25 protein-coding genes are annotated in these 24,816 nt (G+C 68.2%); 14 read left to right on the top strand and 11 right to left on the bottom strand.

The features are described from left to right. The first annotated feature begins 41 nt into the window (after positions 1-41). From ACGFH6_RS23275 to ACGFH6_RS23310, 8 genes are all read left to right on the top strand, one after another. Entirely contained in the window at positions 42-959 is a 918-nt protein-coding gene (locus tag ACGFH6_RS23275) for a DNA polymerase beta superfamily protein (protein ID WP_393387314.1), read from the top strand. A 285-nt stretch (positions 960-1,244) separates the two neighbouring features. Next, positions 1,245-3,368 (top strand): alpha-galactosidase, encoded by a 2,124-nt coding sequence (locus ACGFH6_RS23280; protein WP_393387317.1) that lies wholly within the window; start codon positions 1,245-1,247, stop codon positions 3,366-3,368. A gap of 36 nt (positions 3,369-3,404) precedes the next feature. Further along, a complete protein-coding gene (locus tag ACGFH6_RS23285) occupies positions 3,405-4,349 on the top strand; it encodes a carbohydrate ABC transporter permease (RefSeq protein ID WP_393387320.1) in 945 nt (314 codons plus the stop codon). Next, on the top strand, positions 4,346-5,227 hold the full coding sequence (locus ACGFH6_RS23290) for a carbohydrate ABC transporter permease (protein ID WP_393387323.1): 882 nt from the start codon (positions 4,346-4,348) through the stop codon (positions 5,225-5,227). Before ACGFH6_RS23285 ends, ACGFH6_RS23290 begins: the two co-directional genes overlap by 4 nt. A gap of 10 nt (positions 5,228-5,237) precedes the next feature. Then, the gene (locus ACGFH6_RS23295) at positions 5,238-6,593 is read left to right on the top strand and encodes an extracellular solute-binding protein (RefSeq protein WP_393387326.1); all 1,356 of its coding nucleotides are present in this window, start codon (positions 5,238-5,240) and stop codon (positions 6,591-6,593) included. A 249-nt stretch (positions 6,594-6,842) separates the two neighbouring features. Further along, positions 6,843-7,388, top strand: coding sequence for a DUF1707 domain-containing protein (locus tag ACGFH6_RS23300; protein ID WP_393387328.1), 546 nt, complete (start codon positions 6,843-6,845; stop codon positions 7,386-7,388). After that, a complete protein-coding gene (locus ACGFH6_RS23305) occupies positions 7,385-7,798 on the top strand; it encodes a hypothetical protein (protein ID WP_393387331.1) in 414 nt (137 codons plus the stop codon). Before ACGFH6_RS23300 ends, ACGFH6_RS23305 begins: the two co-directional genes overlap by 4 nt. Continuing rightward, a complete protein-coding gene (locus tag ACGFH6_RS23310) occupies positions 7,791-9,251 on the top strand; it encodes a multicopper oxidase family protein (RefSeq protein ID WP_393387332.1) in 1,461 nt (486 codons plus the stop codon). Before ACGFH6_RS23305 ends, ACGFH6_RS23310 begins: the two co-directional genes overlap by 8 nt. Here the strand turns inward: ACGFH6_RS23310 and ACGFH6_RS23315 are convergent. The 7 genes from ACGFH6_RS23315 to ACGFH6_RS23345 all read right to left on the bottom strand — a co-directional run bounded on the left by ACGFH6_RS23315 (position 9,231) and on the right by ACGFH6_RS23345 (position 14,655). After that, on the bottom strand, positions 9,231-9,452 hold the full coding sequence (locus tag ACGFH6_RS23315; protein WP_360445225.1) for a hypothetical protein: 222 nt from the start codon (positions 9,450-9,452) through the stop codon (positions 9,231-9,233). The genes ACGFH6_RS23310 and ACGFH6_RS23315 overlap by 21 nt on opposite strands. Before the next feature lie 84 nt (positions 9,453-9,536). After that, positions 9,537-10,634, bottom strand: coding sequence for a sulfite oxidase (locus ACGFH6_RS23320; protein WP_393387336.1), 1,098 nt, complete (start codon positions 10,632-10,634; stop codon positions 9,537-9,539). Positions 10,635-10,676: 42 nt separating this feature from the next. After that, positions 10,677-11,285 (bottom strand): response regulator transcription factor, encoded by a 609-nt coding sequence (locus ACGFH6_RS23325; RefSeq protein WP_393387339.1) that lies wholly within the window; start codon positions 11,283-11,285, stop codon positions 10,677-10,679. Beyond that, positions 11,282-12,418, bottom strand: coding sequence for a sensor histidine kinase (locus ACGFH6_RS23330; protein WP_393387342.1), 1,137 nt, complete (start codon positions 12,416-12,418; stop codon positions 11,282-11,284). Before ACGFH6_RS23330 ends, ACGFH6_RS23325 begins: the two co-directional genes overlap by 4 nt. 37 nt (positions 12,419-12,455) lie before the next feature. Then, positions 12,456-13,190: an ABC transporter permease gene (locus ACGFH6_RS23335; RefSeq protein WP_393387345.1), complete on the bottom strand. Its 735-nt coding sequence runs from the start codon at positions 13,188-13,190 to the stop codon at positions 12,456-12,458. Next, positions 13,187-14,086: an ABC transporter ATP-binding protein gene (locus tag ACGFH6_RS23340; RefSeq protein ID WP_393387348.1), complete on the bottom strand. Its 900-nt coding sequence runs from the start codon at positions 14,084-14,086 to the stop codon at positions 13,187-13,189. The genes ACGFH6_RS23335 and ACGFH6_RS23340 overlap by 4 nt, the downstream gene beginning before the upstream one ends. An 80-nt stretch (positions 14,087-14,166) precedes the next feature. After that, entirely contained in the window at positions 14,167-14,655 is a 489-nt protein-coding gene (locus ACGFH6_RS23345) for an HIT family protein (protein ID WP_393387351.1), read from the bottom strand. A 60-nt stretch (positions 14,656-14,715) separates the two neighbouring features. Between ACGFH6_RS23345 and ACGFH6_RS23350 the strand changes: the two genes are divergently transcribed. Then, positions 14,716-15,624: an aminoglycoside phosphotransferase family protein gene (locus ACGFH6_RS23350; RefSeq protein WP_393387353.1), complete on the top strand. Its 909-nt coding sequence runs from the start codon at positions 14,716-14,718 to the stop codon at positions 15,622-15,624. Here the strand turns inward: ACGFH6_RS23350 and ACGFH6_RS23355 are convergent, their stop codons facing one another. Next, positions 15,625-16,281, bottom strand: a complete 657-nt coding sequence (locus ACGFH6_RS23355; protein ID WP_393387356.1) for a maleylpyruvate isomerase N-terminal domain-containing protein — start codon at positions 16,279-16,281, stop codon at positions 15,625-15,627. It lies immediately after the preceding gene. A 19-nt stretch (positions 16,282-16,300) separates the two neighbouring features. Continuing rightward, a complete protein-coding gene (locus ACGFH6_RS23360; protein WP_393387359.1) occupies positions 16,301-17,008 on the bottom strand; it encodes a TetR/AcrR family transcriptional regulator in 708 nt (235 codons plus the stop codon). 67 nt (positions 17,009-17,075) lie between these two features. Here ACGFH6_RS23360 and ACGFH6_RS23365 point away from each other — a divergent pair, with 67 nt between their 5' ends. From ACGFH6_RS23365 to ACGFH6_RS23375, 3 genes are read left to right on the top strand one after another with little or no spacing between them, the layout of a single operon-like run. Next, a complete protein-coding gene (locus ACGFH6_RS23365) occupies positions 17,076-18,551 on the top strand; it encodes a flavin-containing monooxygenase (RefSeq protein WP_393387361.1) in 1,476 nt (491 codons plus the stop codon). Between the two features lie 57 nt (positions 18,552-18,608). Continuing rightward, positions 18,609-19,925 carry a hypothetical protein gene (locus tag ACGFH6_RS23370; protein WP_393387364.1) on the top strand — a complete coding sequence of 439 codons (1,317 nt, stop codon included), beginning with the start codon at positions 18,609-18,611 and terminating at the stop codon, positions 19,923-19,925. After that, entirely contained in the window at positions 19,922-20,158 is a 237-nt protein-coding gene (locus tag ACGFH6_RS23375) for a hypothetical protein (RefSeq protein ID WP_393387367.1), read from the top strand. Before ACGFH6_RS23370 ends, ACGFH6_RS23375 begins: the two co-directional genes overlap by 4 nt. Here the strand turns inward: ACGFH6_RS23375 and ACGFH6_RS23380 are convergent. After that, entirely contained in the window at positions 20,112-21,188 is a 1,077-nt protein-coding gene (locus ACGFH6_RS23380) for an aldo/keto reductase (protein ID WP_393387370.1), read from the bottom strand. The genes ACGFH6_RS23375 and ACGFH6_RS23380 overlap by 47 nt on opposite strands. Positions 21,189-21,317: 129 nt before the next feature. Between ACGFH6_RS23380 and ACGFH6_RS23385 the strand changes: the two genes are divergently transcribed. Continuing rightward, entirely contained in the window at positions 21,318-22,838 is a 1,521-nt protein-coding gene (locus ACGFH6_RS23385; RefSeq protein WP_393387372.1) for a hypothetical protein, read from the top strand. After that, entirely contained in the window at positions 22,835-24,337 is a 1,503-nt protein-coding gene (locus tag ACGFH6_RS23390; RefSeq protein WP_393387375.1) for a hypothetical protein, read from the top strand. The genes ACGFH6_RS23385 and ACGFH6_RS23390 overlap by 4 nt, the downstream gene beginning before the upstream one ends. Before the next feature lie 2 nt (positions 24,338-24,339). Here ACGFH6_RS23390 and ACGFH6_RS23395 read toward each other — a convergent pair whose 3' ends face one another. Then, a complete protein-coding gene (locus ACGFH6_RS23395) occupies positions 24,340-24,552 on the bottom strand; it encodes a hypothetical protein (protein WP_393387378.1) in 213 nt (70 codons plus the stop codon). Positions 24,553-24,816 lie beyond the last annotated feature (264 nt).

Here is a 24,816-nt window from a genome sequence, read left to right on the forward strand (position 1 = left end):
TGGGCGTCGGAGTGATCTGGTGGTGGGGGAGCATGGGCGCCATGTCAGTCCAGGGGCCGCAGTTGCCGGTGGGGACGCAGGTGGTGATCCGGGACGCGGCGCCGGACGACCACGGCGGTACGGCGCAACGCGGGGCGACCGGCCGGGTCGCCGGCATCACCCCGGACGGCCGCTACACCGTGCGGCTCGTCGATGGCCGGGAGACAGTCGCCCGCCGCGACCAGTTGAGCCTGCGTACGGCGTACCAGGACGAGGCGATCGAGTTGGATCAGCCGGACGGGGACCGGCTGGTGCTGGAGCACACGATCTACGCGGCGGTCGTCGGTTCGAGGGCGTTCGGGTTGCACACCGAGACGTCGGACACGGACACCCGCGGGGTCTACGTCGCGCCGAGCGAGTCGTTCTGGTCGCTGGCCAAGCCGCCGACGCATGTCGACGGACCCGAGGACGAGTGGTTCTCGTGGGAGGTCGAGCGGTTCTGCGAGCTCGCGCTGAAGGCCAATCCGAATCTCCTCGAGGTGCTGCATTCGCCGCTCGTCGTCCGGCAGACACCGCTGGGGGAGGAGTTGATCGATCTCCGCGAAGCCTTTCTGTCGCAGCTCGTGTACCAGACGTACTCCGGTTACGTGCTCAGTCAGTTCAAGAAGCTGGAGGCGGACTTCCGTCGCGACGGTGCGCCGAAGTGGAAGCACGTCATGCACCTGATCCGGTTGTTGCTCGCAGCCCGCACTCTGTTGCTGGAGGCAAGGCTCGTCGTTGACGTCGGCCCCGATCGGGAGCGGCTGCTGGCGGTCAGGCAGGGGCAGCTGTCCTGGGACGAGGTCGAGCGGTGGCGCCTCGCCCTGCATGAGGAGCTCGACAAGGCCATGCAGCGTACGGCTCTGCCGGCCACGCCCGATGTCGCCCGCGTCGACGCTTGGCTCCGGTCGGTTCGGAAGAGGAGCCTCGGTGACGTGTGACAGCTCGGCTACGCCTAGCTGCTGACCGGAGTCGTCCAGGCCGATCTCCGTGAGTTGCCGGATCTTCGTGAGGCGCCGGCGTAGCTGCCTGACCTGATGCTGGTCCGGGCGCGCCTCGGCCTCTGACCTGCGGCGTCGACCAGGTGGGTCAGCGGTCTTCCTTCGTTGTAAAGAGTCCGGGCTGAGCCCTAGGGTATTTACTTAACTTCGTGAAGCATTGACATCTGGGCTGACGGGGTAAATAGTTCCGTCCTGAAATCAATCAGAAAGCAGAGTGAATCAACAGTGTCGAACATCGAGGTGCTGCAGCTTCGCGCTGCCGGGGTCAGCTTGGTGCTGGACTGCTCGGGTCCCACTCTTCCGTCCGTGCTGCACTGGGGCGCGGATCTGGGTGAGCTGAACGAGCGGGCTCTGCTGGAACTGAGGCGTGGGGCCGGGGCCGTACAGGACGGCAACGGTCTCGACGACAACCTTCCGGTCGCGATCGTGCCGGAGTACTCCGCGGGCTGGTTCGGCCTGCCGGGGCTGAGCGGCCACCGCGACGGGCAGAACTTCTCCGCGAGCTTCCGGCTGGCCAGCGTCGCGCAGACCGACAACACCGTGCAGGTCGATGCCGAGGACGCCGATGCGGCCCTCAAGCTCCGCCTCACCATCGAACTGACCGACTCCGGCCTCGTGCGGGCCAAGGCGGACCTCACCAACACCGGCGGGACGCCGTACACGGTCGACGGGCTGGTGCTCGCGCTGCCGGTGCCGACCGAGGCGACCGAACTGCTCGACCTGACCGGCCGGCACATCGGCGAGCGGCACCCGCAGCGACACGCGTTCACCCAGGGCGCCCACGTCCGCGACAACCGCCGTGGCCGCACCGGCGCCGACGCGACTCTCCTGCTGATGGCCGGCACCAATGGCTTCGGCTTCCGCGACGGCGAGGTCTGGGCCGTGCACACCGCCTGGAGCGGCAACCACCGTTCGTACGCCGAGCGCGGGATGAGCGGGTACGCCGTGATCGGCGGAGGCGAACTGCTGCTCCCCGGTGAGGGACGCCTCCAACCGCAGGGCACCTACAGCACGCCGTGGCTCTACGGCTCGTACGGCGTCGGCCTCGACCAGGTGTCGACCCGCTTCCACGAGCACCTGCGGTCCCGGTCCGTCCACCCGCAGACCGAGCGTCCCGTCGTACTGAACACCTGGGAGGCCGTCTACTTCGATCTCGACCTGGACAAGCTGAAGGCGCTCGCCGACGCGGCCGCCGAGGTCGGGGCGGAGCGGTTCGTGCTGGACGACGGGTGGTTCCGCGGCCGCCGCGACGACCACGCCGGTCTCGGCGACTGGTACGTCGACGAAGGGATCTGGCCGAAGGGTCTGCACCCGCTGGTCGACCACGTGAAGGGTCTCGGCCTGCAGTTCGGCCTCTGGGTCGAGCCCGAGATGGTGAACCCGGACTCGGATCTGGCCCGCGAGCACCCGGACTGGATCCTTGCCACCGGCCACCGGATGCCACCGACCGCGCGTCATCAGCAGGGCCTGAACCTCGGCGTACCGGCGGCGTACGACTACATTCTCGAGCGGCTCGACTCGCTGCTCACGGAGTACGACATCGCCTATCTGAAGTGGGACCACAACCGCGACTTCGTTGACGGTGGCAACCAGCTGACCGGGACGGCCGGCATCCACGAGCAGACGCTCGCGCTGTACCGGCTGATCGATGAGCTGAAGCGCCGGCACCCGGGCCTCGAGATCGAGTCCTGCTCGTCCGGTGGTGCCCGGGTCGACCTGGGCATCCTGGAGCGCACCGACCGCGTCTGGGGCAGCGACAGCAACGACGCGCTGGAGCGGCAGACCATCCAGCGGTACACGGAACTGCTGCTGCCGCCGGAGCTGATCGGCTGCCACGTCGGCCCGCCGCGGGCGCACACCACCGGCCGCACGCAGACGTTGTCGTTCCGGGCGATCACCGCACTGTTCGGCCACTTCGGCATCGAGTGGGACATCGCGTCCGCCTCGCCGGAGGAGCGCCAGGAACTGGCGGGATGGGTCGCCTTGCACAAGGAACTGCGACCGCTGCTGCACACCGGCAAGGTGGTCCGCGCCGACCGCGGTCCGGACGACTTCCTGCTGCACGGCGTGGTCGCGCAGGACGGTTCGCGCGCCGTGTACGCCGCCGTACAGCTGACGCAATCCGTCACCTCGGCCGTCGGCCGGGTCCGGCTGCCCGGCCTCGACCCGCAGCGGACCTACCGGGTGCACAAGACCGTGACACCCGGGCCCGAGTCGCGCCCGGCGGCCTGGTCGGCCGACGGTGGACAGGTAGAGCTGAACGGCGCAGCGCTGGCGGCGGTCGGCGTACACCTCCCCGTGCAGTGGCCGGAGAACGCGATCTTGCTGGATGTGACTGCGATCGACTGACCCCCCAGTCGATCGCCGACTGAAAAGGAGATCCCCGTGACCGTGACAACCAAGGCTCCACCTGACAGACAGCACAGTCGCGGGGATACCCAGGCGCCGCCTGCCCGGCGGCGAAACCTGGGGGACCTGAAGGTCGCGATGATCTTCCTGGCCCCGGCCACCCTCGGCTTCGTCGTGTTCTACATCTGGCCGACCCTGCGCGGTGCGTACCTGAGCTTCACCGAGTACAGCCTGCTGTCCGCGCCGCAGTTCAACGGGCTGGACAACTACCGGCGGATGATCCACGACAGCTTCTTCTGGAACGCGCTCGTGGTCACCGTCGAGTACGTCGTGATCAACATCGGCGTCCAGACCGTCCTGGCGGTCGGCATCGCGATGCTGATGTACCGGCTGACGAAGTCGATCACGGTCCGCGCGGCGATCCTGCTGCCGTACCTGGTCGCGAACGTGGTCGTCGCACTGGTCTGGTACTGGATGCTCGACTTCCAGGTCGGCATCGTGAACCAGGGTCTGACCTGGATCGGGATCGACCCGGTCGCCTTCTTCGGCGACTCGCACTGGGCGATCCCGACCATCGCCGGCATCAACGTCTGGCGGCACATGGGCTACACCGCACTGCTGGTGTTCGCCGGGCTGCAGACGATCCCGTCGTACGTCTACGAGGCGGCCGAGGTGGACGGGGCGGGCGAGTGGAAGTCGTTCTGGCGGATCACGCTGCCGCTGCTGCGGCCCGTTCTGGTGATGGTCCTGGTGGTCACCATGATCGGGTCGTTCCAGATCTTCGACACCGTCGCGGTGACCACGCAGGGCGGTCCGATCAACGCGACCCGGGTCATCTACTACTACATCTACGAGCGGGCGTTCACCCGGTTCGACTTCGGGTACGCCTCGGCGATGGCGCTGGTGCTGTTCGCGATCCTCGCGGTGGTCTCGTTGCTGCAGCTTCGGTTGCTCCGGGCAAGGGAGAGTGACCTCGCATGAGAAAGCCTCTGAATCCGGGCCGGATCGTCGCGTGGGTCTGTCTGGCCGTGCTGCTGATCCTGACGATCTTCCCGTTCTACTGGATGTTGCGTACGGCGTTGTCCAACAACACCCAGCTCGCCGGTCACCCGAACTCGCTGCTCCCGGTGGAGACCACCCTGGGTGCGTTCAAGCGGGTGCTCGGGCTGTCGACCATCGAGGAAGCCCAGGCGCAGGGCGGTTCGGGTGCCTCGGTCAACTTCTGGCTGTACCTGCGCAACTCGTTGGTCGTGGCAACGGTCACGACCATCTGCCAGGTCTTCTTCAGCGCGATGGCAGCGTACGCGTTCGCCCGGCTGCGCTGGCCCGGGCGGGACAAGGTGTTCGCGCTGTTCCTGGCCGCGCTGATGGTGCCGCCGATCTTCACCACGCTGCCGAACTTCGTGCTGATCAAGAACCTCGGGCTGCTGAACAGCTTCGCCGGCATCATCCTGCCGGGGGCGTTCATGACGCCGTTCGCGATCTTCTTCCTGCGCCAGTTCTTTCTCGGCATCAGCCGCGAACTGGAGGAGGCGGCGATGATCGACGGCGCCGGGCACCGCAAGATCTTCTTCGGGATGATCATCCCGATGAGTGCGGCGCCGATCGCGACGCTGGCGATCCTGACCTACATCAACTCCTGGAACGACTACTTCTGGCCGTTGCTGGTCGGTCAGCAGGAGAACGTCCGCGTGCTCACGGTCGCGCTCGGCGTGTTCCGGTCGCAGACTCCGCAGGGCGGACCGGACTGGGCCGGGCTGATGGCGGCGACGCTGGTCGCGGCGCTGCCGATGATCGTGCTGTTCCTGGCCTTCGCCAAGCGGATCACCAACTCCATCGGTTTCTCCGGGATCAAGTGAGGAGGCGGCCATGACATTCTCCAGACGCACCCTGCTGAAGGCCGGGCTGGCCGGGCTCGCCGCGTCGGCGGTGGCCGGCTGTAACAACGGTGCCGCGTCGCGCGGCGAGGGCGAGGTCATCTACTGGCTCTGGGACTCCGCCCAGCTGCCGATGTACACCGAGTGCGCCAAGGTGTTCCACGAGCAGAACCCGCAGTACAGCGTGAAGATCGAGCAGTACGGCTGGAACGACTACTGGTCGAAGCTGGTCACCGGGTTCATCTCCGACACCGCGCCGGACGTGTTCACGTCGCACTCGGCGAAGTACCCGCTGTTCGCGGACAAGGGCCAGGTGCTGTCGATCGACGACTTCGTGACCAAGGACAACGTCGACCTGTCGATCTACCAGAAGGGCCTGGCCGATCGCTGGATCGGTGCCGACGGCAAGCGGTACGGACTGCCGAAGGACTTCGACACCGAGGTGTACTTCTACAACAGCGCGTTCACCGAGGCGGCCGGGATCAGCACCGAGCAGCTGAACTCGATGACCTGGAACCCGCAGGACGGCGGCACCTTCGAGCAGATCGTCCGGCGGCTGACTGTGGATTCCAAGGGCCGTCGCGGCGACCAGCCGGGGTTCGACAAGGACAACGTCAAGGTCTACGGCCTCGGGTACGCCGATGCCGGCGGCGCCGACGGGCAGACCAGCTGGAGCTGGTACACCGCGATCAACGGCTGGAAGTACTCCGAGGGCGAGCCGTGGGGGACGAAGTTCTTCTACGGCGACCCGAAGTTCACCGAGACGATCGGCTGGTGGCGCGGCCTCATCACCAAGGGGTACATGCCGACGTACGCGCAGGCGAAGTCAGGGGTCGACGTGACCACGAGCTTCGGAGCGGGCAAGTACGGGATCACCCCGAACGGGTCGTGGATGCTGGCGACGTACGCCGGCCTGAAGCAGGTGAAGACCAAGCTGGCCCGGCTCCCGATCGGCCCGATCGGTAAGCGGATGTCGATGATGAACGGGCTGGCGGACACCATCTGGGCCGGGACCACCCGGCGGGAGGCGTCCTGGGCCTGGGTGAAGTTCCTCGGCTCGCAGACCGCACAGGACATCGTCGCCAAGGCCGGCGTGGTGTTCCCCGCGGTATCGGCCAGCCTGCCCGCGGCCAAGGCGGCCTTCGCCTCCGACGGCTGGGACGTGACCCCGTTCCTAGAGACAGTGGAAGCCGGGGACGTCTTCCCTTACCCCGCCAACCCGAACGCCGCGGACGTCAGCGCGGTCATGACCCCGGCGATGGACGCGGTGATGTCGTTCGAGGCCGAACCACCGTCCCTGGCCAAGGCGAACGACGACGTCAACCAGATCCTGTCCGCCACCGCCTGAGTGGTACCGAAGAACGGGTAGTAGTCGGCCGCCACCCGGCGGCCTGAGCGTGGATCGAGGCGCAACCCTGGTTCCACCCCCAACTACCACCCGTTCTTCGGTACGCCCGGGGGAGTACGTCGTACTGCGTCGGTGGGCGCAGTGTGCTCCCCCGGGGGTAGGTGAGGTGTCGCCGCTGAGGCGACGCGGTGACAGGGGATTGAAAGACACGCTTGGTGCAATCGCAGAAGTCGAGCACCGAGGAGTGTCATGAACGACGAGAGGCCGGACGGACCGATCCGTATCGGCGACACCGAACGCGAGGACGCGGTCAGGCGTCTGGGCGAGCACTACGAAGCCGGCCGGCTCACCGCGGAGGAGCACGCGGAGCGCGTCGGCCAGGCACTGGAAGCGAAGACCGACCGGGAGCTGGCCGCGCTGTTCGCGGACCTTCCGGGCGAGCACCAGGGTGGTGCGAGCGAGAGCCAAGAGCGCTGGACCGGCCCGTGGGGCTGGCAGCGGCCGCCGTGGACGTCGCCGGAGAACGCCGCCGGCGCGACCGGGCCGGGTGGTCAAGGCAAGGGTGGTCAAGGCAAGGGCGGACGGGGCAAGGGCGGGCGCGGGCGGCCGGAGTGGGCTGCTCGGGGACCGTTGGGCAAGATCCCGTTGCCGGTGCTGATCGTGCTCGGCGTGCTCGGGCTGATCGCGTCGATCGGGTGCACCGTGGGCGGCGGGCATCCGCCGATCCTGCTGTTCGCGCTGATCGTGGCCGCGGTGATCGTGATCCGTAAGCGCCGGCAGGAGCGTCGCGCATGAGGGCGACGTACCGGACCCTCGGTCTGCTGATCGCGATCGCGGTGGTGCTGCAGGTGGCAGCGATCGCGCTGGCCGGGTTCACCATCGCCAAGGACGCCGACGACGGAACGACGATCGGGGCGGACTACAGCAACTTCGGGCAGAGCTACCACAGCATCGCCGGTACGGCGATCGGTCTGCTCGCGCTGATCTTCCTGATCGTGTCGTTCCTGACCGATGTCCCGCGCGGCCGGACCCTGGCCGGGATCGTGGTCGGTCTGGTCGCGCTGCAGTTCGTCCTCGCGGTGGTGTCCTTCGGGCTGCCGGCGCTCGGCGTCCTGCACGGCATCAACGGTCTGGCGATCGCCGGGGTGGCAGGTGCTGCCGCGCGACGGGCCGCCGTACCCAGCCAGACTGTGACCAGTGGCTGAGCCGAAACCGCGCCGCTTGCGGGGCCGGCTGATCGCTCTGGGGATCGCCCTGGCGGTACTCGTACCGCTGGGGTATCTCTGGGTGACCAGCCTGGTCCCCGGAGACTATTCCCCGACCGAGATGGGGTACGCCGACTTCGGCGGCGGACCGGAGTCCGGCGGGCACGAGCACCACCACGGCATGAACGTCGCCGACCTCACCGGCCCGCAGACCGGTACGCCGGATGTCGCGGTGACGCTCACGGCGCGGAAGCAGAAGTTCCAGCTCGCGAGCGGTGAGACGGTCGACGGCTACACCCTCAACGGGACTTCGCCGGGTCCGCTGATCCGGGCGAAGGTCGGTGACCTGGTCCAGGTCACCCTGGTCAACGAATCCGTCAAGGACGGCGCGACCCTGCACTGGCACGGGATCGACGTACCCAACGCCGAAGACGGTGTCGCCGGGGTGACGCAGGACGCCGTACCGGTCGGTGGGAAGTACGTGTACCGCTTCCGCGCCGAGCAGGCCGGGACGTACTGGTACCACTCGCACCAGGTCTCTGCCGATGAAGTGAAGGGCGGCCTCTTCGGCACGATCGTGATCGCGCCGAAGGAACCCGGTGAGGTCCTGGCCGCGATCCACACGTACGACGGGAAGCGGACGATCAACGGACGGACGGGTTCGCAACACGTCGAGCTGCCCGCCGGTACGAAGGCCCGCGTGCGGGTGGTGAACACGGACAACTCCATCCTGCGCGTCGGTCTGATCGGTACGCCATACAAAGTGGTCGCCGTGGACGGTCGTGACGTCCACGGTCCGACGGCGGTGACCGCGGCGTACCCGCTGGCGGCCGGAGCTCGCGTGGACCTCGAGGCCGTGGTGCCGGCGGGTGGGATGCGGCTGGTAGCAGGCGCGGCCAACGTGTCGGTCGGGATCGGTCCGGCAGGCGCCGAGCCGCCGTCGGCCGAGCTGCCGGGCGCGACGGTCGATCTGCTGAAGTACGGTGCGCCGGCCGCGCTCGGGTTCGACCCGGGGAAGGCCGACCGGAACTTCGAGTACCGGATCGGGCGGCGGCCCGGGTTCCTCGACGGAGTGCCGGGGCTGTGGTGGACGATCAACGGGCACAAGTACCCGGACGTACCGATGTACATGGTTGCCGAGGGCGACGTTGTTCGGATGAAGATCTCCAACAGCAGCGGCCAGGCGCATCCGATGCACCTGCACGGTCATCACGCGGTCGTGCTGTCCCGCAACGGTGTCGCGGCGACCGGATCACCGTGGTGGATCGACACCCTCGAGGTCGGCAACGACGAGACCTACGAGATCGCCTTCGTCGCCGACAATCCCGGTGTCTGGATGGACCACTGCCACAACCTCCCGCACGCCTCCCAGGGCCTGATGACGCACCTCATGTACGAGGGCGTCTCCACGCCGTACCGCATCGGCGGGAAGTCAGCCAACGAGCCCGAGTGACTGCTCGGAGTGCTGAGCCAGATGCATCGCCGCGATCCGCGCACAGGCTGCGTCGATCGCGGCGCGCTGGGAGTCGTAGGATCCGTACCAGAGCGGGTTGTCCGGCTGTGGGTCCAGTTCGTCCTCGATGTCGGCGTACCACTCGCCCGCGGTGCGAAACACACGCGCGTGCAAGTGGATCTCCGTGCCCAGCTCGTTCACCGCACCACTCCCTGGAGTGAGACCGTGTACGTCTCCAGCATGGAACGGGCGGACCGCGGAATCGGCCAGCGACACGCGGAGTGATCAGGTCACCAGAACGCTGATCCGCTGGGCGGAGTTGTTGGCGAAACCACCCCGGTTCCACGGGGCTTCGACCGGTTGCTCGCGGCCGCTGGCGTCGTAGGCGCGGACAGTGAGGACATGCTCGCCGGGTGTGGCCTCCCAGTCATGGGTGAAGGCCCGCCAGGCGTACTCGTCGTTGCTGGGGGCATCGAGTTTGGCGGTCTGCCAGGTGACGCCGGCGTCGGTGCTGATCTCGACCCGCTCGATCGGCCCCCAGCCGGACCAGGCCCGGCCCTCCAGCGTGATGGTGCCTGCGGCAACGAATCGGTGCCGGCTCATGAAGTCCGGGAAGCCGGGCGGGATCAGCAACGCGCGCGGCTCGATCCGGGTCACCGGCGCGCCCGCGTCGTCCTGGCCGGTGCGGATCCGGTACGCGACCGCGTTCTGGAAGCCCTCGAAGGCGTGGTCGATCAGCTCGATCGACCGCAGCCACTTGACGCTCGCCATCCCGTACCAGCCGGGTACGACGAGGCGCAGCGGATAACCGTGTTGCGGCGGCAACGGCTGCCCGTTCATCTCCCAGGCGATGATCGCGCCGGAGTCGATCGCCTCGGTGAGGGTCAGCCCGCGCTGATAGTCCTGCTCGATCCCGCGCTCGACCCCGTGGTCCGCACCGGTGAACACCACGTCCACGGCATCGGACCGGATCCCGGCCGCCCGCAACAGATCGGACAGCAGCACCCCGGTCCACTCCGCCGTACCGACCGCCTCCGTCAGCCACGGCTGGCTGATCGGCCGCGGCTGCAACGCCGCCCGTCCGTTGCCCGCGCACTCCAACGTCACCCGGACGGTACGGCGACCCATCGCGCGCAACTCGGTCAGGCCGAACGACAACGGCTGCTCGACACAGCCGCCGATGGTGAGCCGCCAGTTGGACGCGCTCGTCATCGGGATGTCGTAGTGCACCAGCACGTAGTGCAGTCCGGCCGGCGTCACGTCGTACCGCAACGCCTCCATGGGCATCCCGTGATTACGTGCCGCGAGCTGCAGCTCGTCACCGGTGATCCCCTCACCGGTGTCCGCCAACCGCCCCCGCACACTGAATTGCTCGACTGACATGCAGATCCCTCCCCTGACCCCAACCCTAGAGGTCTCGACCTGTTACAACCAGCCGTTGTCCAGGGCGATGCGGGCGGCCTCGGCCCGGGTCCGGGCGCCGGTCTTGCCGATCGCGGCCGAGAGGTGGTTGCGGACGGTGCCCTCGGACAGGTGCAGTTCCCTGGCGATGTCCGCGACCGTGCCTCCCTCGCGGGCGGCCCGCAGTACGTCGGACTCCCGGCCGGTGAGCGGGCTGGTGCCGGCGACGAGCGTCTCGGCGGCGAGTGACGGATCGACGACACGCAGCCCCTGGTGCACCCGTCGTACGGCGTCCGCGAGTTGCGCGGCGGGCGTGTCCTTGACGACGAAACCGGCCGCACCCGCCTCCATCGCGCGGCGCAGGTACCCCGGCCGGCCGAACGTGGTCACCATGAGCACCCGCACGCCCGGTACGGCGGTCCGCAGCGCGGCGGCAGCCTCGATACCGTCCAGCCCGGGCATCTCGACGTCGAGCAGAGCGACGTCCGGCGTGGTCGCCTTCGCGGCCGCGATCACCTCGTCGCCGCGACCGACCTCGGAGACCACATCCAGGTCGGGTTCGAGGTCGAGCAGCGCGGCCAGGGCTCCACGGACCAGCGCCTGGTCGTCCGCGATCAGCAGTCGGATACTCACGGGCCAACTCTGACAGCCAGCCGGAATCCGCTTCCAGGCGCCTGGCCGACCTGCACACTCGCACCGGCCTCGTCGGCTCGTTCCCGCAGCCCGACCAGGCCGTGCCCGGACGCACCGCCGCCGGGCGTCGGTCCCTTCCCGTCGTCCAGTACTTCGATCTGGTTGGCGCTGATCCGGATCGTGCAACGCTTCGCGCCGGAGTGGCGTACGACGTTCGTCACGCCCTCCCGGACCACCCAGGCGAACAGCTCCCGGTTGTCCTCGGGCACCTCGTCGACGGTGGTCGGCAGGTCCGCCTTGATCTCGGCGGCCTGCAACGCGGCCCGCGCCGACACCAGCTCGCCGGCGAGGCTGAGCTCGCGATACCCCGCGACGGCCGCTCGTACGTCGGCCAGCGCCGCCCGGGCCAGGCTCTCCACATCGGCCACCTCGGCCGCGGCCCGGTCCGGGTTCGCTGCGATCAGCCGGCCGGCCAGCTCAGCTTTGACCGTGATCACGGTCAGCGAGTGGCCGAGGATGTCGTGCAGGTCCCGGGCGAACCGGTTCCGCTCCTCCTGGACGGCCAGCTTGGCCATGTCCTGCCGGGTCGCGGCCAGCTCGATACTGCGCTGGATCGCCCGTCGCATCCCGAACACGGCCAGCGCGCCGAGGAAGATCGCGAACCCGTAGCTCCCGTCGTCGGTCCAGCCCGGCACCAGTCGCATCGACAGCTCCGCGCCGCCGAGCAGCACGGCCACGAGCGGCACCGCGACCTTGACGTCGAGCGCCATCACCGCGATCGCCGCGATGTAGACCAGGCAGGTCAGGGCCTTCTGGCCGGCCGTCGGGATCATCAGGAACGTCAGTGCCAGCATCCCGGCCAGGTACGCCAGCCGCTGCCACATCGGGATGGCGCCGGTCCCCAGGCCGACTCGGCGCAGCCAGCCGAAGAACCCGAGGTACGCGATCGCGAAGAGGATCACCGTGGCCAGGCCGAACACCCGCATCGCGCCGTGCTGGGTGGACGCGATCTCCTGGAACGGCTGAGCCAGGTAGAACAGCCAGATTCCGGCCGCCAGCCAACCCCACCGGCCCGGCCCGGAGCGGTCTCCGCGCTCGGCCAGCGATTCCAGCAGGGTTGGCGTCCGCGTCATGGTGGTCACGGTATGCCCTGGATCAGACTCGCGTCGCTCAGGCCCGTGCGGTGTCGGCGCGGTACCGGCGCAGGCCGATGAAGCCAAGGACGACGGTCCAGCCCAGCACCACCAGCAGTGCCTGCATGTCCAGGCCGCTGTCCGTCAACGCGCTCCGGGAGCTCAGACCGGTCCAGTACGCCGGAGTCAGCTGGGCGATGTGCTTCATCAGCGACGGCATCGAGTCCACCGGCAGCCACAGTCCGCCGAAGGCCGCGATCAGCATCGTGGCGAGACCGGTGATCGGCTGCACGCTGTCCGGCTTGGCGACGTACCCGATGACCAGGCCGATCGCGGCGAACGGCAGGGCACCCAGCCACGACACCAGCGCGACCGTCACCCACTGCCCGGCGTCCAGGTGCACGTGCCCGACGATCAGGCCGAACAGGAACACGACCAGCAGCGGCGGGATCGCCAGCAGCAGCGACAGGATCACCTTCGTGGTCACGTATGCCTGCGGCTTCAGCGGGGTGAGCCGCAGGGTGCGGTTCCAGCCACCGTCGCGCTCGGCCGCGATCACGCCGCCGCTGCTCATCGCGGCCGACATCGAGCCGAACATCGCCATACTCACCATCACGTAGGCGATCGCGGAGATCCCGCCCTCGTTCGCGTCGTCCGGCAGCGTCAGGCCGAAGATCATGAACAGCACCAACGGCATCAGGATCGAGAAGATCAGCACCCGCCGGTTCCGCAGCGTGCGGCGGATGTCGAACATCAGGTAGTCGCGGTTCATGCGAGGCTCTCCTGTTCTGCGCTGATCGCCAGGACGGCGTCCTCGAGATCCGCGGAAGTCACTTCGATGTCGTGGGCGGGAGTGTTGTTCAGCAGGTAGCGCAGGGTGTCGTCGGAGTCCGCGCACTGCAGCAGGACGACGTCACCGCGGGTCTCGACGTTGCGGACGCCCGGCAGCGACGCGAGCGCCGCGAGGTCGGCGCCCGGGACGGTCGCGCGGATGGTCCGGCCGGAGACGCTCGCCTTGATCTGCGCCGCGGTGCCGTCGGCAACGACCTTGCCGTTGCGCATCAGCACCACGCGGTCGGCGTACGAGTCCGCCTCCTCCAGGTAGTGGGTCGCGAACAGCACGGTCCGGCCGCGTGCGGTCTCGGCGTGCATCGAGGCCCAGAAGTCGCGCCGCGACTCGACGTCCATCCCGGTCGTCGGCTCGTCCAGGACGATCAGCTCCGGCTGCGGCAGGATCGCCATCGCGAACCGCACCCGCTGCTTCTGGCCGCCCGACAGGCCTTTCATCTTCCGGTCGGTCAGGTCCGCGATGCCAGCACTCTCGAGAGCATCCCGTACCGGCATCGGGTTCGTGTGCAGGCCCGCGACCAGGTTCAGGAGTTCGCCGACCTTGGCGTCCTCGATGATGCCGCCGCTCTGCAGCATCACCCCGACCTGGCCCTTCGTGATCGCGTCGGTCGGCGTGCCGCCGTACACCTGCACGCTGCCCTGATCCGGCCGGACCAGCCCGAGCAGCATCTCGATCGTCGTGGACTTTCCGGCCCCGTTCGGCCCCAGCAGCGCGACCACTTCGCCGGCCCGGATGGTCAGATCCACCTCGGCGACCGCCTGCACCGCCCCGTATTTCTTGGTCACACCCGTCAGGCTGACCGCAGTCGTTGTCGTCATACCTGAAAGCTTCGGCGAGTACGCCGTCCCGCCCCTGGATCGCTCGTCACGACCCACCCATGACATCCGTCAGCCGGGTTTCAGGGTCTTTCCTCAGGGTCCTCCCGCACCCCACCCAGATAGGCGCTGAGGCGGCGTACGTAGGGCTGCCGGTCCTCGGGGGTCGCGGGGTCGGGGAGGTGTCGCGTGTTGTAGAGGTTGTCGCCGGGGTATCGCGGGAAGACGTGGACGTGGTAGTGCCAGGCGTCCTGGTAGCCGGCGGGCTCGTTGTGTTGCCTGGTGGAAACGCCTTGACAGTCGTAGGTGTGGCGAATCGCGATGGCTATCTCGCGGACGACGTCGTGCACGGCGTGTCCATCGGGCGCCGGGAGGTCGTACAGGTTCTCGTGGTGTGCGGTGGGGACGACGAGGACGTGTCCGCGGTTGTTCGGCCACCAACGGGAGGCTACGAAGGCGAGTGCGCGGTCCGTTCGCAGTACGACGTCGTCCTGGGTGGTGAGGCTGTCTCCGCCGCCGGACGCCAGTCGGCAGAACGGGCAGTCGTAGTCGGCGGGCTCGTGGTTGAACATCTGGGGGCTCCGATGGAATTCGGTTGACCTGGGGGCGCGTGGCTGTGAGGCTCCCGTGCCGTGTCCAAGGTTCGCAAATTGCACGACGACGAGGTCGATATCGACGCGTCGTTGGTGGCGCGTCTGCTGGCGGAGCAGTTCCCGAGCTGGGCCGGGCTTCCGATCCGGGTGGTCGAATCGTCGGGCACGGACAATGTGACGTTCCGGGTCGGTGATGATCTGGCTGTCCGCCTGCCCCGGACCGCGGGGAATCAGGGCCAGGTGGAGAAGGACCTGACCTGGATGCCGCGCCTGGCGCCTCACGTTCCACTCGCCGTACCCGAGCCGCTGGCCATCGGCGTCCCGGGCGCGGACTATCCCTTCACCTGGGGCGTGTACCGGTGGCTCGAGGGCGAGCCGTTCCGATTGGATCAGATCGACCCCGTGGCTGCGGCGAGGGACATGGCCGAGTTCATTCACCGCCTGCAGACCGTCGACACGACCGGAGCACCCGTCCCACCGGACGACCCGTTCAGCCGGGGTACGCCGCTGGCGCCGCGGGACGAACTGTTCCGTGCGGCGCTGGACGAGTTGCGGGACGAGTTCGACACCGGACTCGTGCTCGCGGCGTGGGAGGCGTCGCTGGCGGCGACCTGGGACGGTACGCCGACGTGGATCCATGGAGATCTGATGCCGGGCAACGTCTTGGTGGCCGATGGCAAGCTTTCGGCGGTCATCGACTTCGGGACCGCATGGGTCGCCGACCCGGCCGGCGATCTGCTGGCCGCCTGGTACCTCTTCGACGCGGAATCACGACAGGCCTTCCGCGACGCGATGGAGGTCGACCAGGACACCTGGGTGCGCGCCCGCGGTTGGGTCCTGTCCCTGAGGATGATCGCGATTCCGTACTACCGGGCCCGCAATCCCGCCGCGGCGAGCAGCACCGAGGACATCGACGAACTCCTCGCCGACTTCGCCAACGATCGCTGATCAGGCCAGGACGAGCGGAAGCCTCTCGGCCAGCTCGCCGGCGGCGGCTCGCTCGACGTCGGTCGGCGTACGCCGACCGGTCCCGATCAGCAGGACGTCCGTGTCGGAGAACTCCGTTGGGAACGGTGCCTCCGCGATCTCCTCCAGCAGTGCACGCGCTGTCCCGAGTGTCTCGGCCGGTGGCGCGGTGGCCGACGGCCGATGGGCGATCAGGTCGAGGTGGTGCAAGGTCCACTCGAGCACGTACGCCGACAGGTAGTCGCCAACGGTCAGCACCTGCCCCTTGGTGCTCACGCGTGCAGCCCGATCGGCGAGTACGGCGGCCCGTCCCGCGGCGGATCCGAGGTCGTCCAGGTGAAACCTCAGCAGCCCTGGATCGCCGTACGCAGCAGCCAGTCGAGGGATCAACGCGTCCAGCAGATCGTCACCGGTCGGCGGTGTGTGCGAGACCTCCCAGTACGTCGCAGCGTTGCGCGTCGGCTCGGACTCGGCGGGAGTGACCAGTGTGATCAGGACATCCTGTGCGTCGATGACCAGGTGACACACGAGGTCCCGGACCAACCATCCCGCACAACCAGACGGCAGTCCGAAGTCGTCATCCGGAGTCTCCGCGACCGCCGTACGCAATGCTGCCCATGACTGCGAGAACAGTTCCACCGCGGCACGGTACCGCTGGTCAGGTGGTGCTGAGCGTTCCGAGGCCTTGCCAGAGGAGGTCCTGGAGGGTTCGGGCGACCTTCTCCGGAGTGGGTGGGGCGGGGACCCGGCTGCGCCAGATGGCCAGGCGTTCGGTGGCGCCGGAGATGCTCTGGGCAATGATCTCGATCTCGTCGTTGTCGGCGGTGCGGCCGGGTGGGAGGTTCATCCGGACCATCGCGGAGATCAGTTCGATGAAGGCGGCGCGGACCTCGTCGGTGGCGGCGGCCGCGGGTCCGGCGGCGGGGTTGGTGCTGAGCATGCCTTCGTCGATCAGGACGGACCAGGCCTGCGGGTGGTCGTCGAGGAACTGGAACCAGGCAACGAAGCCGGCGTGCAGCGCGTCCTCGGCGTCGGTGGCGGCCATCACCGCGTCGGACACGGTCTCCAGGAGTTGGGCGCGGAGGCGGGCGAGGCAGGCGAGGAACAGGCCGTCCTTCGAGCCGTAGTACTGGTAGATCAGCGGCTTCGAGACCCCGACCTCGGCCGCGACGTCGTCCATCGACGTGCCCTGGTAGCCGCGCTCGCCGAAGATCCGCTCGGCTGCCTCGAGCATCTCGCGTTCCCGGGCCGCCCGGTTCCGCCGCCGCTTCGGCGGCTCGACACCCTCCACCACCCCGCGTTCTGGGTTGGATCTTGCGTCGGATTCTGGGGCGGTGTCGGGTGGTTTGGGCGTGGTGGACGTCACTTGCACACTCTAACTGACTCCGAGTAACTTACTGAGAGTAAGTTGTTGTCCGAGGCTGGAGGACTGGATGGCGGACGAGGTCGCGCGGGAGACCAGGCATCACCGGATCGTGGTGATCGGGACCGGGTTCGCCGGGATCGGGATGGCCGTCCGGCTCAAGCAGGCCGGGTACGACGACTTCGTCGTACTGGAGCGTGCGGACGACGTCGGAGGCACCTGGCGGGACAACACGTATCCGGGCTGCCGGTGTGACGTGCCCTCGCATCTGTACTCGTTCTCGTTCGCGCCGAACCCGGACTGGTCGTCGACGTTCTCCCCGCAGCCCGAGATCGAGGACTACCTGCGCAAGGTCACCGACCGGTTCGGCGTCCGCCGGCACATCCGCTTCGGTCATGCCGTTGAGGCGGCGTACTGGGAGGACGGGCAGTGGCGGATCCGGACCAGCCAGGGTGAGTTCACCGCGCAGTTGCTGCTGTCCGGGATGGGACCGCTGGCCGAGCCGTCGGTGCCGAAGTTGCCGGGGATCGATTCGTTCGAGGGGGAGGTCTTCCACTCGGCGCAGTGGGACCACGACCTCGACCTCAGCGGTCGCAAGGTCGCGGTGATCGGGACCGGAGCGTCCGCCATCCAGTTCGTGCCGGCGATCCAGCCGGAGGTCGAGGAACTGCACCTGTTCCAGCGAACGCCGCCCTGGGTGCTGCCGCGGCCGGACCGCAGGATCACCGAGGTCGAGAAGGCTGTGTTCCGCCGGTTCCCGCTGGTGCAGAAGGCGGTCCGGGCCGGGATCTACTGGGGCCGCGAGTCGATGGTGCTCGGGTTCGCGAAGCTGCCGTCGATCATGAAGCAGGCGCAGAAGGTCGCCGAGAAGCACCTCGCACACCAGGTCCGCGACCCGCTCCTTCGCGCGAAGCTGACCCCCGACTTCACCCTCGGCTGCAAGCGAGTGCTGATCTCCGACGACTACTACCCGGCGATCACGAAGCCCAACGTCGAGGTCGTCACTGAGGGAGTCGTCGAGGTCACTCCGACCGGGATCGTCACCGCGGACGGCGTGAAGCACGAGGTCGACACGATCATCTACGGCACCGGTTTCCGGGTGACCGACCTGCCGGTGATGGACATGGTGCACGGCCGCGACGGCCTGTCGCTGCGCGAGGCGTGGTCGGGCGGCATGGAGGCACACCTCGGTACGGCGGTCTCCGGCTTCCCGAACTTCTTCCTGCTGATCGGACCGAACACCGGCCTCGGCCACAGCTCGATGGTGTTCATGATCGAGTCGCAGATCGCCTACATCCTGGACGCGCTGAAGACGATGGACAGCGAGGGGCTGCAGCGGGTCGAGGTGCGGCCGGAGGTGCAACGCGCGTTCGTCGACGGCGTCCGATCCTCGATGCGCAACACGGTCTGGACCCGAGGCGGCTGCACCAGTTGGTACCTGGACTCCAAGGGGCGCAACACCACGCTCTGGCCGTCCTTCACCTTCCGGTTCCGCCAGATGACCCGCCACTTCGACCCCGCCGAGTATCAGACTATCGCTATGTGACATCGAGCGTGTTACATTCGATCAGTCAGATAGCTGAGGTGATCGGAGGGCGATCCCGTGCTGGTGCTTTTGCTGCCGCTGCACGGGATCGGCGGGCGAGGAGACCTGCCGGTGCCGCTGTGGCTGGCGATCTACTCCGCCGGTGCCGCGGTGGCGGTCTCGTTCTTCGCCCTCGCCGCGTTCTGGTCGCGGCCGCGCTTCGAAGTTACCGCCGGTAAGTCGCTCGAACACCTGACCCGGCTCGTCGATGCGAGGCCGACGCGCCGGTTGCTCAAGTTCGCCGGGCTGGCCGCACTCGGGCTCCTGCTCGGCTCCGCCTGGTTCGGCAGCAGCGACCCGGCTCTCAACCCGGCACCGACCTGGCTGTACGTGTGGATCTGGGTCGGCATCATCCCGCTCTCGCTGGTCTTCGGCCCGATCTGGCGCCTGGCCAATCCGCTCCGCACGATCGCGGGCCTGGCAGGCAGGACGTCGTACCGGAGGCTGCCCGAAGGGATTGCCTACTGGCCGGCGGTCGCGGGGCTGGCCGGATTCCTCTGGCTCGAGCTTGCATACCCGGACGGCTCCGAGCCGATCGTCGTCGCGATCTTCGCGACGACGTACGCCCTCGTGAATGTTGCCGCAGGCATCGTCTACGGACCGGCCTGGTTCGGCGTCGGCGACAGCTTCGAGGTGTACGCCGAAGTCCTGGCACGTCTGAGTCCGCTCGGCCGTGGTGCGGACCGTCGGTTGGAACTACGGAACCCGCTGGCCGGTCTGGCCACGATGCCCCAACAGCCGGGGATCGTCGGCCTGTTGTGCCTGTTGCTCGGGTCCACCGCCTTCGACGGGATCTCCCGCTGGTCTGCGTGGACGCGGTTGACCGGAGACCTGAGCCGTACGCAGCACATCGTCGTACACACGCTCGGCCTGATGGTCGCGGTGGCGATCGTCACCGGGTTGTTCCTGCTGGCGTCGCGGACGACCGGCGCGGCGCGGATCCGGCCGGGCGTGGTCGGGCGAGCCGGACTGCCGGGAGCGTTCGTGCATTCGCTGGTGCCGATCGCGATCGGGTACGCCGTTGCGCACTACTTCTCGTTCGCGATGTTCCAGGGGCAAGAGGGTCTCCTGCTCGCAACGGATCCGTTCGGGCGGGGATGGGACCTGCTCGGGACCAGCGGGATGCGGATCGACTACGCGTTCCTCGGCACCGGGTTGATCGCCGCGGTCCAGATCGGTGCGATCGTGCTCGGACACGTACTTGGGGTCGTGTCCGCGCACGATCGCGCTGCCGAACTGTTCCGCCGCCGGCAGCTACGACGGGCGCAGTACCCGATGCTGGCGGCGATGGTCGCGTTCACCGCGGGCGGGATCGCGCTGGTGACGGCGTCATGATCGCGCTGCACATGGGCGGCATCCCGGAGACCGCGATGGTGCTCGGTCCGGTGCTGCTGATCGCCGCCTTCATCCGGATCGCCCGCCGCCACGAGGCCGAGACCCCGGACGACGAGTACGACGACTGGGATCCCGATCTCGGTGACCTTCCAGCAGGACCCCGGGAGCCGGCGGGACTCGGTGAGGTCAGCGAGGGATCGGAGCCGGCTCGAGCTGAAGGCCGCCCAGGGTGACCGCGCGAGTCATCGGCAGGTTCAGGAACGCGTGCGGGAAGCCCAGCTCGATCGCGCTCACAGCCTCCAGCTCCGCCACGTCCTGATCGCTGAACTCGACGTCCAGCGCGCCAAGGTTCTGCTCCAGCTGTGCCGCCGTCCGCGCGCCGATGATCGGCGACGTGACCCCAGGGTTGCGCAGCGTCCAGGCGATCGCGACCTGCGCCGGCAAATAGCCGTTGCGCTCGGCAACCGCCTTGACGACGTCCGCGATCCGCAACCCCCGCTCGGTGAGCGAATTGTTGGCCGCGGCAACGTTCTTCCGTGTCCCCGCAACGCCCGCCAGACCCCCGCCGTGATCCAGGTCCGCGGTCGTGTACTTGCCGGTGAGTACGCCGCTGGCCAGCGGCGACCACGGGAGGACGCCGAGCCCCATCTCCCGCGCCATCGGGATCAGGTCCCGTTCGACCGTCCGCTCGACCAGGCTGTACTCGATCTGCAACGCGACCAGCGGAGCCCATCCGCGCAGGTCGGCGATCGCCTGCATCCGCGACACCTGCCACGCCGGCGCGTCCGAGATGCCGGCGTACAGGACCTTGCCCTGGCTGACCAGGTCGTCCATCGCGCGGAGGATCTCCTCGACCGGCGTAGTGAAGTCCCAGGAGTGCAGGTAGAGCAGGTCGATGTAGTCGGTCTGCAGGTTGCGCAGACTGCGCTCGACCGAACGCATCATGCTCTTGCGCTGGTTGCCGCCCGAGTTCGGATCTCCCGGCCGGGTGGACATGGTGTATTTGGTCGCGATGACCAGTTGGTCCCGGCGGTCCTGGGTGAGCTGGCCGAGCAGCTGTTCGGACGTCCCGTTGGTGTACATGTTCGCCGTGTCGACGAAGTTGCCGCCGCGGTCGACGTACAGGTCCAGGATCCGCTGCGCCTCGTCCTTGTCCGCGCCCCAGCCCCAGTCCGGTCCGAACGTCATCGTTCCCAGCGCCAGCGGCGAGACCCGCAGCCCGGAGCGCCCGAGCAGCCGGTAGGTGTCAAGTGTGGTGACCACTGAAGGTGTCCTCTCTCCCTCGTTCGCCACCACTGTCACGCGAACCGCCACACCCCGTAAGGGAAGCCTCTTCCTGGGACTGGCCTTCCCACCCTCCCGTCCATCGCCGCGCCCTTATGATGGTCGGTGATGACCGCCCGGAGCATTCTGTTCGACAGCGCCGAGGCTGGCATTGCTCCGGAGCCTGCGGCGTTCCGCGACCTGAACCTGGACCAGATCGTGGCCGCGGTGACCCTCGGGCGGGCGGAGTACGACCTGGCCCCGTTCTTCCACGCACCGCTGCGATCCACCGACCTGATCGCCTACCGGCAGGACATCTTTCGCGAGCTCCAGCGCAACCCGGTGACGGACGACATCAAGGCGTTCTCCCGTCGGATGGTGTCGGCTCGCGTGCACCTCGACCAAGCGGACAAGCGTCACTACCCGCTGCAGCAGGAGCGCTGGTTTCTCAGCGCGGCGGAGCACTACTGCACGGCCGTGAACGAACTCGCGGCAGCGTTGTCCGCGACCGAGCTGAAGTCGCGGGGACTGATAGCCTTCCGTGACTACCTGACCGGGTACGCCGGTTCGCCGTCGTTCCAGACGCTGATGGCCGAGACGACGAGGCTCACCGCGGATCTGGCGGGTGTGCACTACCGCCTGCATCTCAAGGGCAACAGGATCACGGTCAGCCGGTACGACGCGGAACCGGACTACAGCGCCGAGATCGAGCACATCTTCGCCCGGTTCAAGCAGGGAGCGGCCAAGGACTACCGGATCCCGGTCACGTCGTCCCCGGATCTGAACCACGTCGAGGCGGGCATCCTGGACCGGGTGGCGATGCTCTACCCGGACAGCTTCGCCGCGCTCGCGGACTTCCGCACCCGCCACACCGGCTTCGTCGATCCTGCCGTCGCCGGCTTCGATCGCGAGGTCCAGTTCTACCTCGCCTATCTCGAGTACCTGGCGCCGCTCGAGGCGGCCGGCCTGCCGTTCTGCTACCCCGAGGTCAGCGAGTCGAAGACGATCCAGGCGACCAGCACCTTCGACCTCGCCCTGGCCGACAAGCTGGTCCGGGACGGCGTGCAGGTGGTGCGCAATGACTTCGCGTTGACCGACCCGGAGCGGATCATCGTGGTCACCGGCCCGAACCAGGGTGGCAAGACCACGTTCGCCCGGACCTTCGGTCAGCTGCACCATCTGGCCGCGCTCGGACTGCCGGTGCCCGGTACGGCGGCTCGTCTGTACTTGTTCGACCAGGTGTTCACCCACTTCGAGAAGGAGGAGTCGCCGCAGGACCTGCGCGGCAAGCTCCAGGACGACCTGGTCAGGATTCACGACGTGCTCCGGCAGGCGACCGGGCAGAGCATCGTGATCATGAACGAGATCTTCGCCTCGACCACACTGCACGACGCCCTGCGGCTCGGTCGCCGGGTGCTGGCGGAGATCGTCGAACGCGACCTGCTCTGCGTCTGCGTCACCTTCGTCGACGAGTTGGCGTCGGTGAGTCGTACGACGGTCAGCATGGTCAGTACCGTCGACCCGGGCGACAGTCCGAACCGGACGTACGTGCTGGTCCGGAGACCGGCGGACGGCCTGGCCTACGCGGCCACGATCGCCTCCAAGCACAGGCTCGGCTACGAGCAACTGAAAGGCCGGTTGAGCCGGTGAAGGCCTACCTGATGTTCCGTGACCGGGACTTCGACCCCGAGCAGAAGCTTCCGCCGAACGCGGACGACCTGATCCGGGATCTCGAGCTGGGGACGCTCTTCGACACGATGGCCGCCGGTGACCCGTTCCTGCGGGAGGTGGCCGCCGCCGCGCTCCTGACCAGCCTGCACCGTGCCGACGAGATCACCTACCGCCAGGCGGTCATTCGTGATTGCCTCCAGCAACCAAACGTCGTACGGGCGCTGTACGGCACGGCGGTCGAGGCGCTCGAGCGGGAGCGGAAGGCATATCGGTACTTCCGCAGCCCGGACGGGATCCTGGACAGTTCCGGCAAGGTGCTCGAGCTGCTGATGACCTCGCTGCGCAGGCTGCGCGAGATCGCGGACACGTCCGCCGGGCTGTTCGGCTCCGAGGGTTTTCGGACCTTCTTCCGGATGATCGCCGATGACCTCGACGACGACTATTTCCGCACGGTCGACGATCAGCTGAAGCGGCTGAAGTTCCGCCACGGGGTGCTGATCAGTGCCCGGCTCGGGACCGGCAACGTCGGCGCCGACTTCGTCCTCCGGCGTCCGCACACCGAGGGCAAGCGATCGCTGCGGCAGCGGCTGTCCCGCGCGGAACCCGACACCTACACGCTCCAGATCGCGGACCAGGACGAGAGCGGCACGCAGGCGCTGACCGAACTGCGCACGCGAGGGCTGAACCTCGTTGCCAACGCCATCGCACAGTCCGCCGACCACGTCACCAGTTTCTTCCAGATGCTGCGCTGCGAGCTCGCGTTCTACGTCGGCTGCATCAACCTGCACGAACGGTTGTCGGCCGACGGCGAGCCGTTGTGTTTCCCGTCCGTCGCGCAGCCCGGCCGGCTTGCGCTGTCCGCCCGTGGCCTCTACGACCCGAGCCTGAGCCTCACCCTGCCGGAGCGGGCTGTAGGCAACGATCTGCGCGCGGACGGCAAGTCGCTGGTCGTCGTTACCGGAGCCAACCAGGGCGGGAAGTCCACGCTGCTGCGTGCGGTGGGACTCGCGCAGGTGATGGCGCAGGCCGGCATGTACGCACCGGCCGAGTCGTTGGAGGTTGCGGTCTGCAGTGGGATCTTCACGCACTACCCGCGTGAGGAGGACGCGACGATGACGAGTGGCAAGCTCGACGAGGAGCTCGCGCGGATGAGCCGGATCGCCGACCAGATCGGGCCGGACGCCCTGCTGCTGTGCAACGAGTCGTTCGCGTCGACGAACGAGCGAGAGGGTTCAGACCTTGCCGGTGCGGTGCTGCGCGCGATGGTCGAGTCCGGCATCCGGGTCGTCTTCGTGACGCACCTGTTCCATCTCGTCCACGGGCTGTACGGCGAACGCCGGGGTACGACGCTCTTCCTCCGGGCCGAACGTCTCGCCGACGGACACCGGACCTTCAAGCTCACCGAGGGTGAGCCGCGGCCGTCGAGTCACGGTGAGGACCTCTACCGGCAGATCTTCGGCGCTCAGCCCGCCGGGTGATGTCAGGCGGCGAGGGTGAGGGCGCTCAGGCGGGACGGGTTCGGGTGGGCGGCGAGCTCGGCGAGGCGGGCGCAGCCGGCGGCCAGCGCCTCTTGCAGGGTCGGCCACTGGTCGACGCACCAGAACGGGTCGTCGGGCTGACGGTCGAGGTCGTCGTCGATGTCTGCGCACCAGCCGCCGGTGAAGGCGTGGTGGACATGCAGTCTGAGCTTCATGATCGTGGACATTTCCGGGCGGGACAGGTGGATCAGAACGGTAGTGGGCGGCCGGACGGCGTACGGAGGTCCAGCAGCGTCGTGGTGGTACGGCGGGTGGTCGTCCGCCGGCTCGGCTTCCGGCGGATCTGGATCTGGCGCATCATGCACTCCTGAGGACTGAGGACGTCTGGTAGATACACAGTCCCAACCCAGACGTCCCAGCACATGCGGAGAACTACCGATATCGCCACCCAGACGGCCCTTAGGCCGGACCCGGGGCCG

It is taken from the genome of Kribbella sp. NPDC049227 (assembly GCF_043197265.1).
Classification (GTDB): Bacteria; Actinomycetota; Actinomycetes; order Propionibacteriales; family Kribbellaceae; genus Kribbella.

Bases quoted from the DNA above. Each gene is read 5' to 3' on its own strand.
- ACGFH6_RS23275 (WP_393387314.1), top strand. From the start codon at position 42: ATGTCAGTCCAGGGGCCGCAGTTGCCGGTGGGGACGCAGGTGGTGATC.
- ACGFH6_RS23290 (WP_393387323.1), top strand. From the start codon at position 4,346: ATGAGAAAGCCTCTGAATCCGGGCCGGATCGTCGCGTGGGTCTGTCTG.
- ACGFH6_RS23295 (WP_393387326.1), top strand. From the start codon at position 5,238: ATGACATTCTCCAGACGCACCCTGCTGAAGGCCGGGCTGGCCGGGCTC.
- ACGFH6_RS23300 (WP_393387328.1), top strand. From the start codon at position 6,843: ATGAACGACGAGAGGCCGGACGGACCGATCCGTATCGGCGACACCGAA.
- ACGFH6_RS23305 (WP_393387331.1), top strand. From the start codon at position 7,385: ATGAGGGCGACGTACCGGACCCTCGGTCTGCTGATCGCGATCGCGGTG.
- ACGFH6_RS23320 (WP_393387336.1), bottom strand. From the start codon at position 10,634: ATGTCAGTCGAGCAATTCAGTGTGCGGGGGCGGTTGGCGGACACCGGT.
- ACGFH6_RS23330 (WP_393387342.1), bottom strand. From the start codon at position 12,418: ATGACGCGGACGCCAACCCTGCTGGAATCGCTGGCCGAGCGCGGAGAC.
- ACGFH6_RS23335 (WP_393387345.1), bottom strand. From the start codon at position 13,190: ATGAACCGCGACTACCTGATGTTCGACATCCGCCGCACGCTGCGGAAC.
- ACGFH6_RS23340 (WP_393387348.1), bottom strand. From the start codon at position 14,086: ATGACGACAACGACTGCGGTCAGCCTGACGGGTGTGACCAAGAAATAC.
- ACGFH6_RS23345 (WP_393387351.1), bottom strand. From the start codon at position 14,655: ATGTTCAACCACGAGCCCGCCGACTACGACTGCCCGTTCTGCCGACTG.
- ACGFH6_RS23365 (WP_393387361.1), top strand. From the start codon at position 17,076: ATGGCGGACGAGGTCGCGCGGGAGACCAGGCATCACCGGATCGTGGTG.
- ACGFH6_RS23375 (WP_393387367.1), top strand. From the start codon at position 19,922: ATGATCGCGCTGCACATGGGCGGCATCCCGGAGACCGCGATGGTGCTC.
- ACGFH6_RS23385 (WP_393387372.1), top strand. From the start codon at position 21,318: ATGACCGCCCGGAGCATTCTGTTCGACAGCGCCGAGGCTGGCATTGCT.
- ACGFH6_RS23395 (WP_393387378.1), bottom strand. From the start codon at position 24,552: ATGAAGCTCAGACTGCATGTCCACCACGCCTTCACCGGCGGCTGGTGC.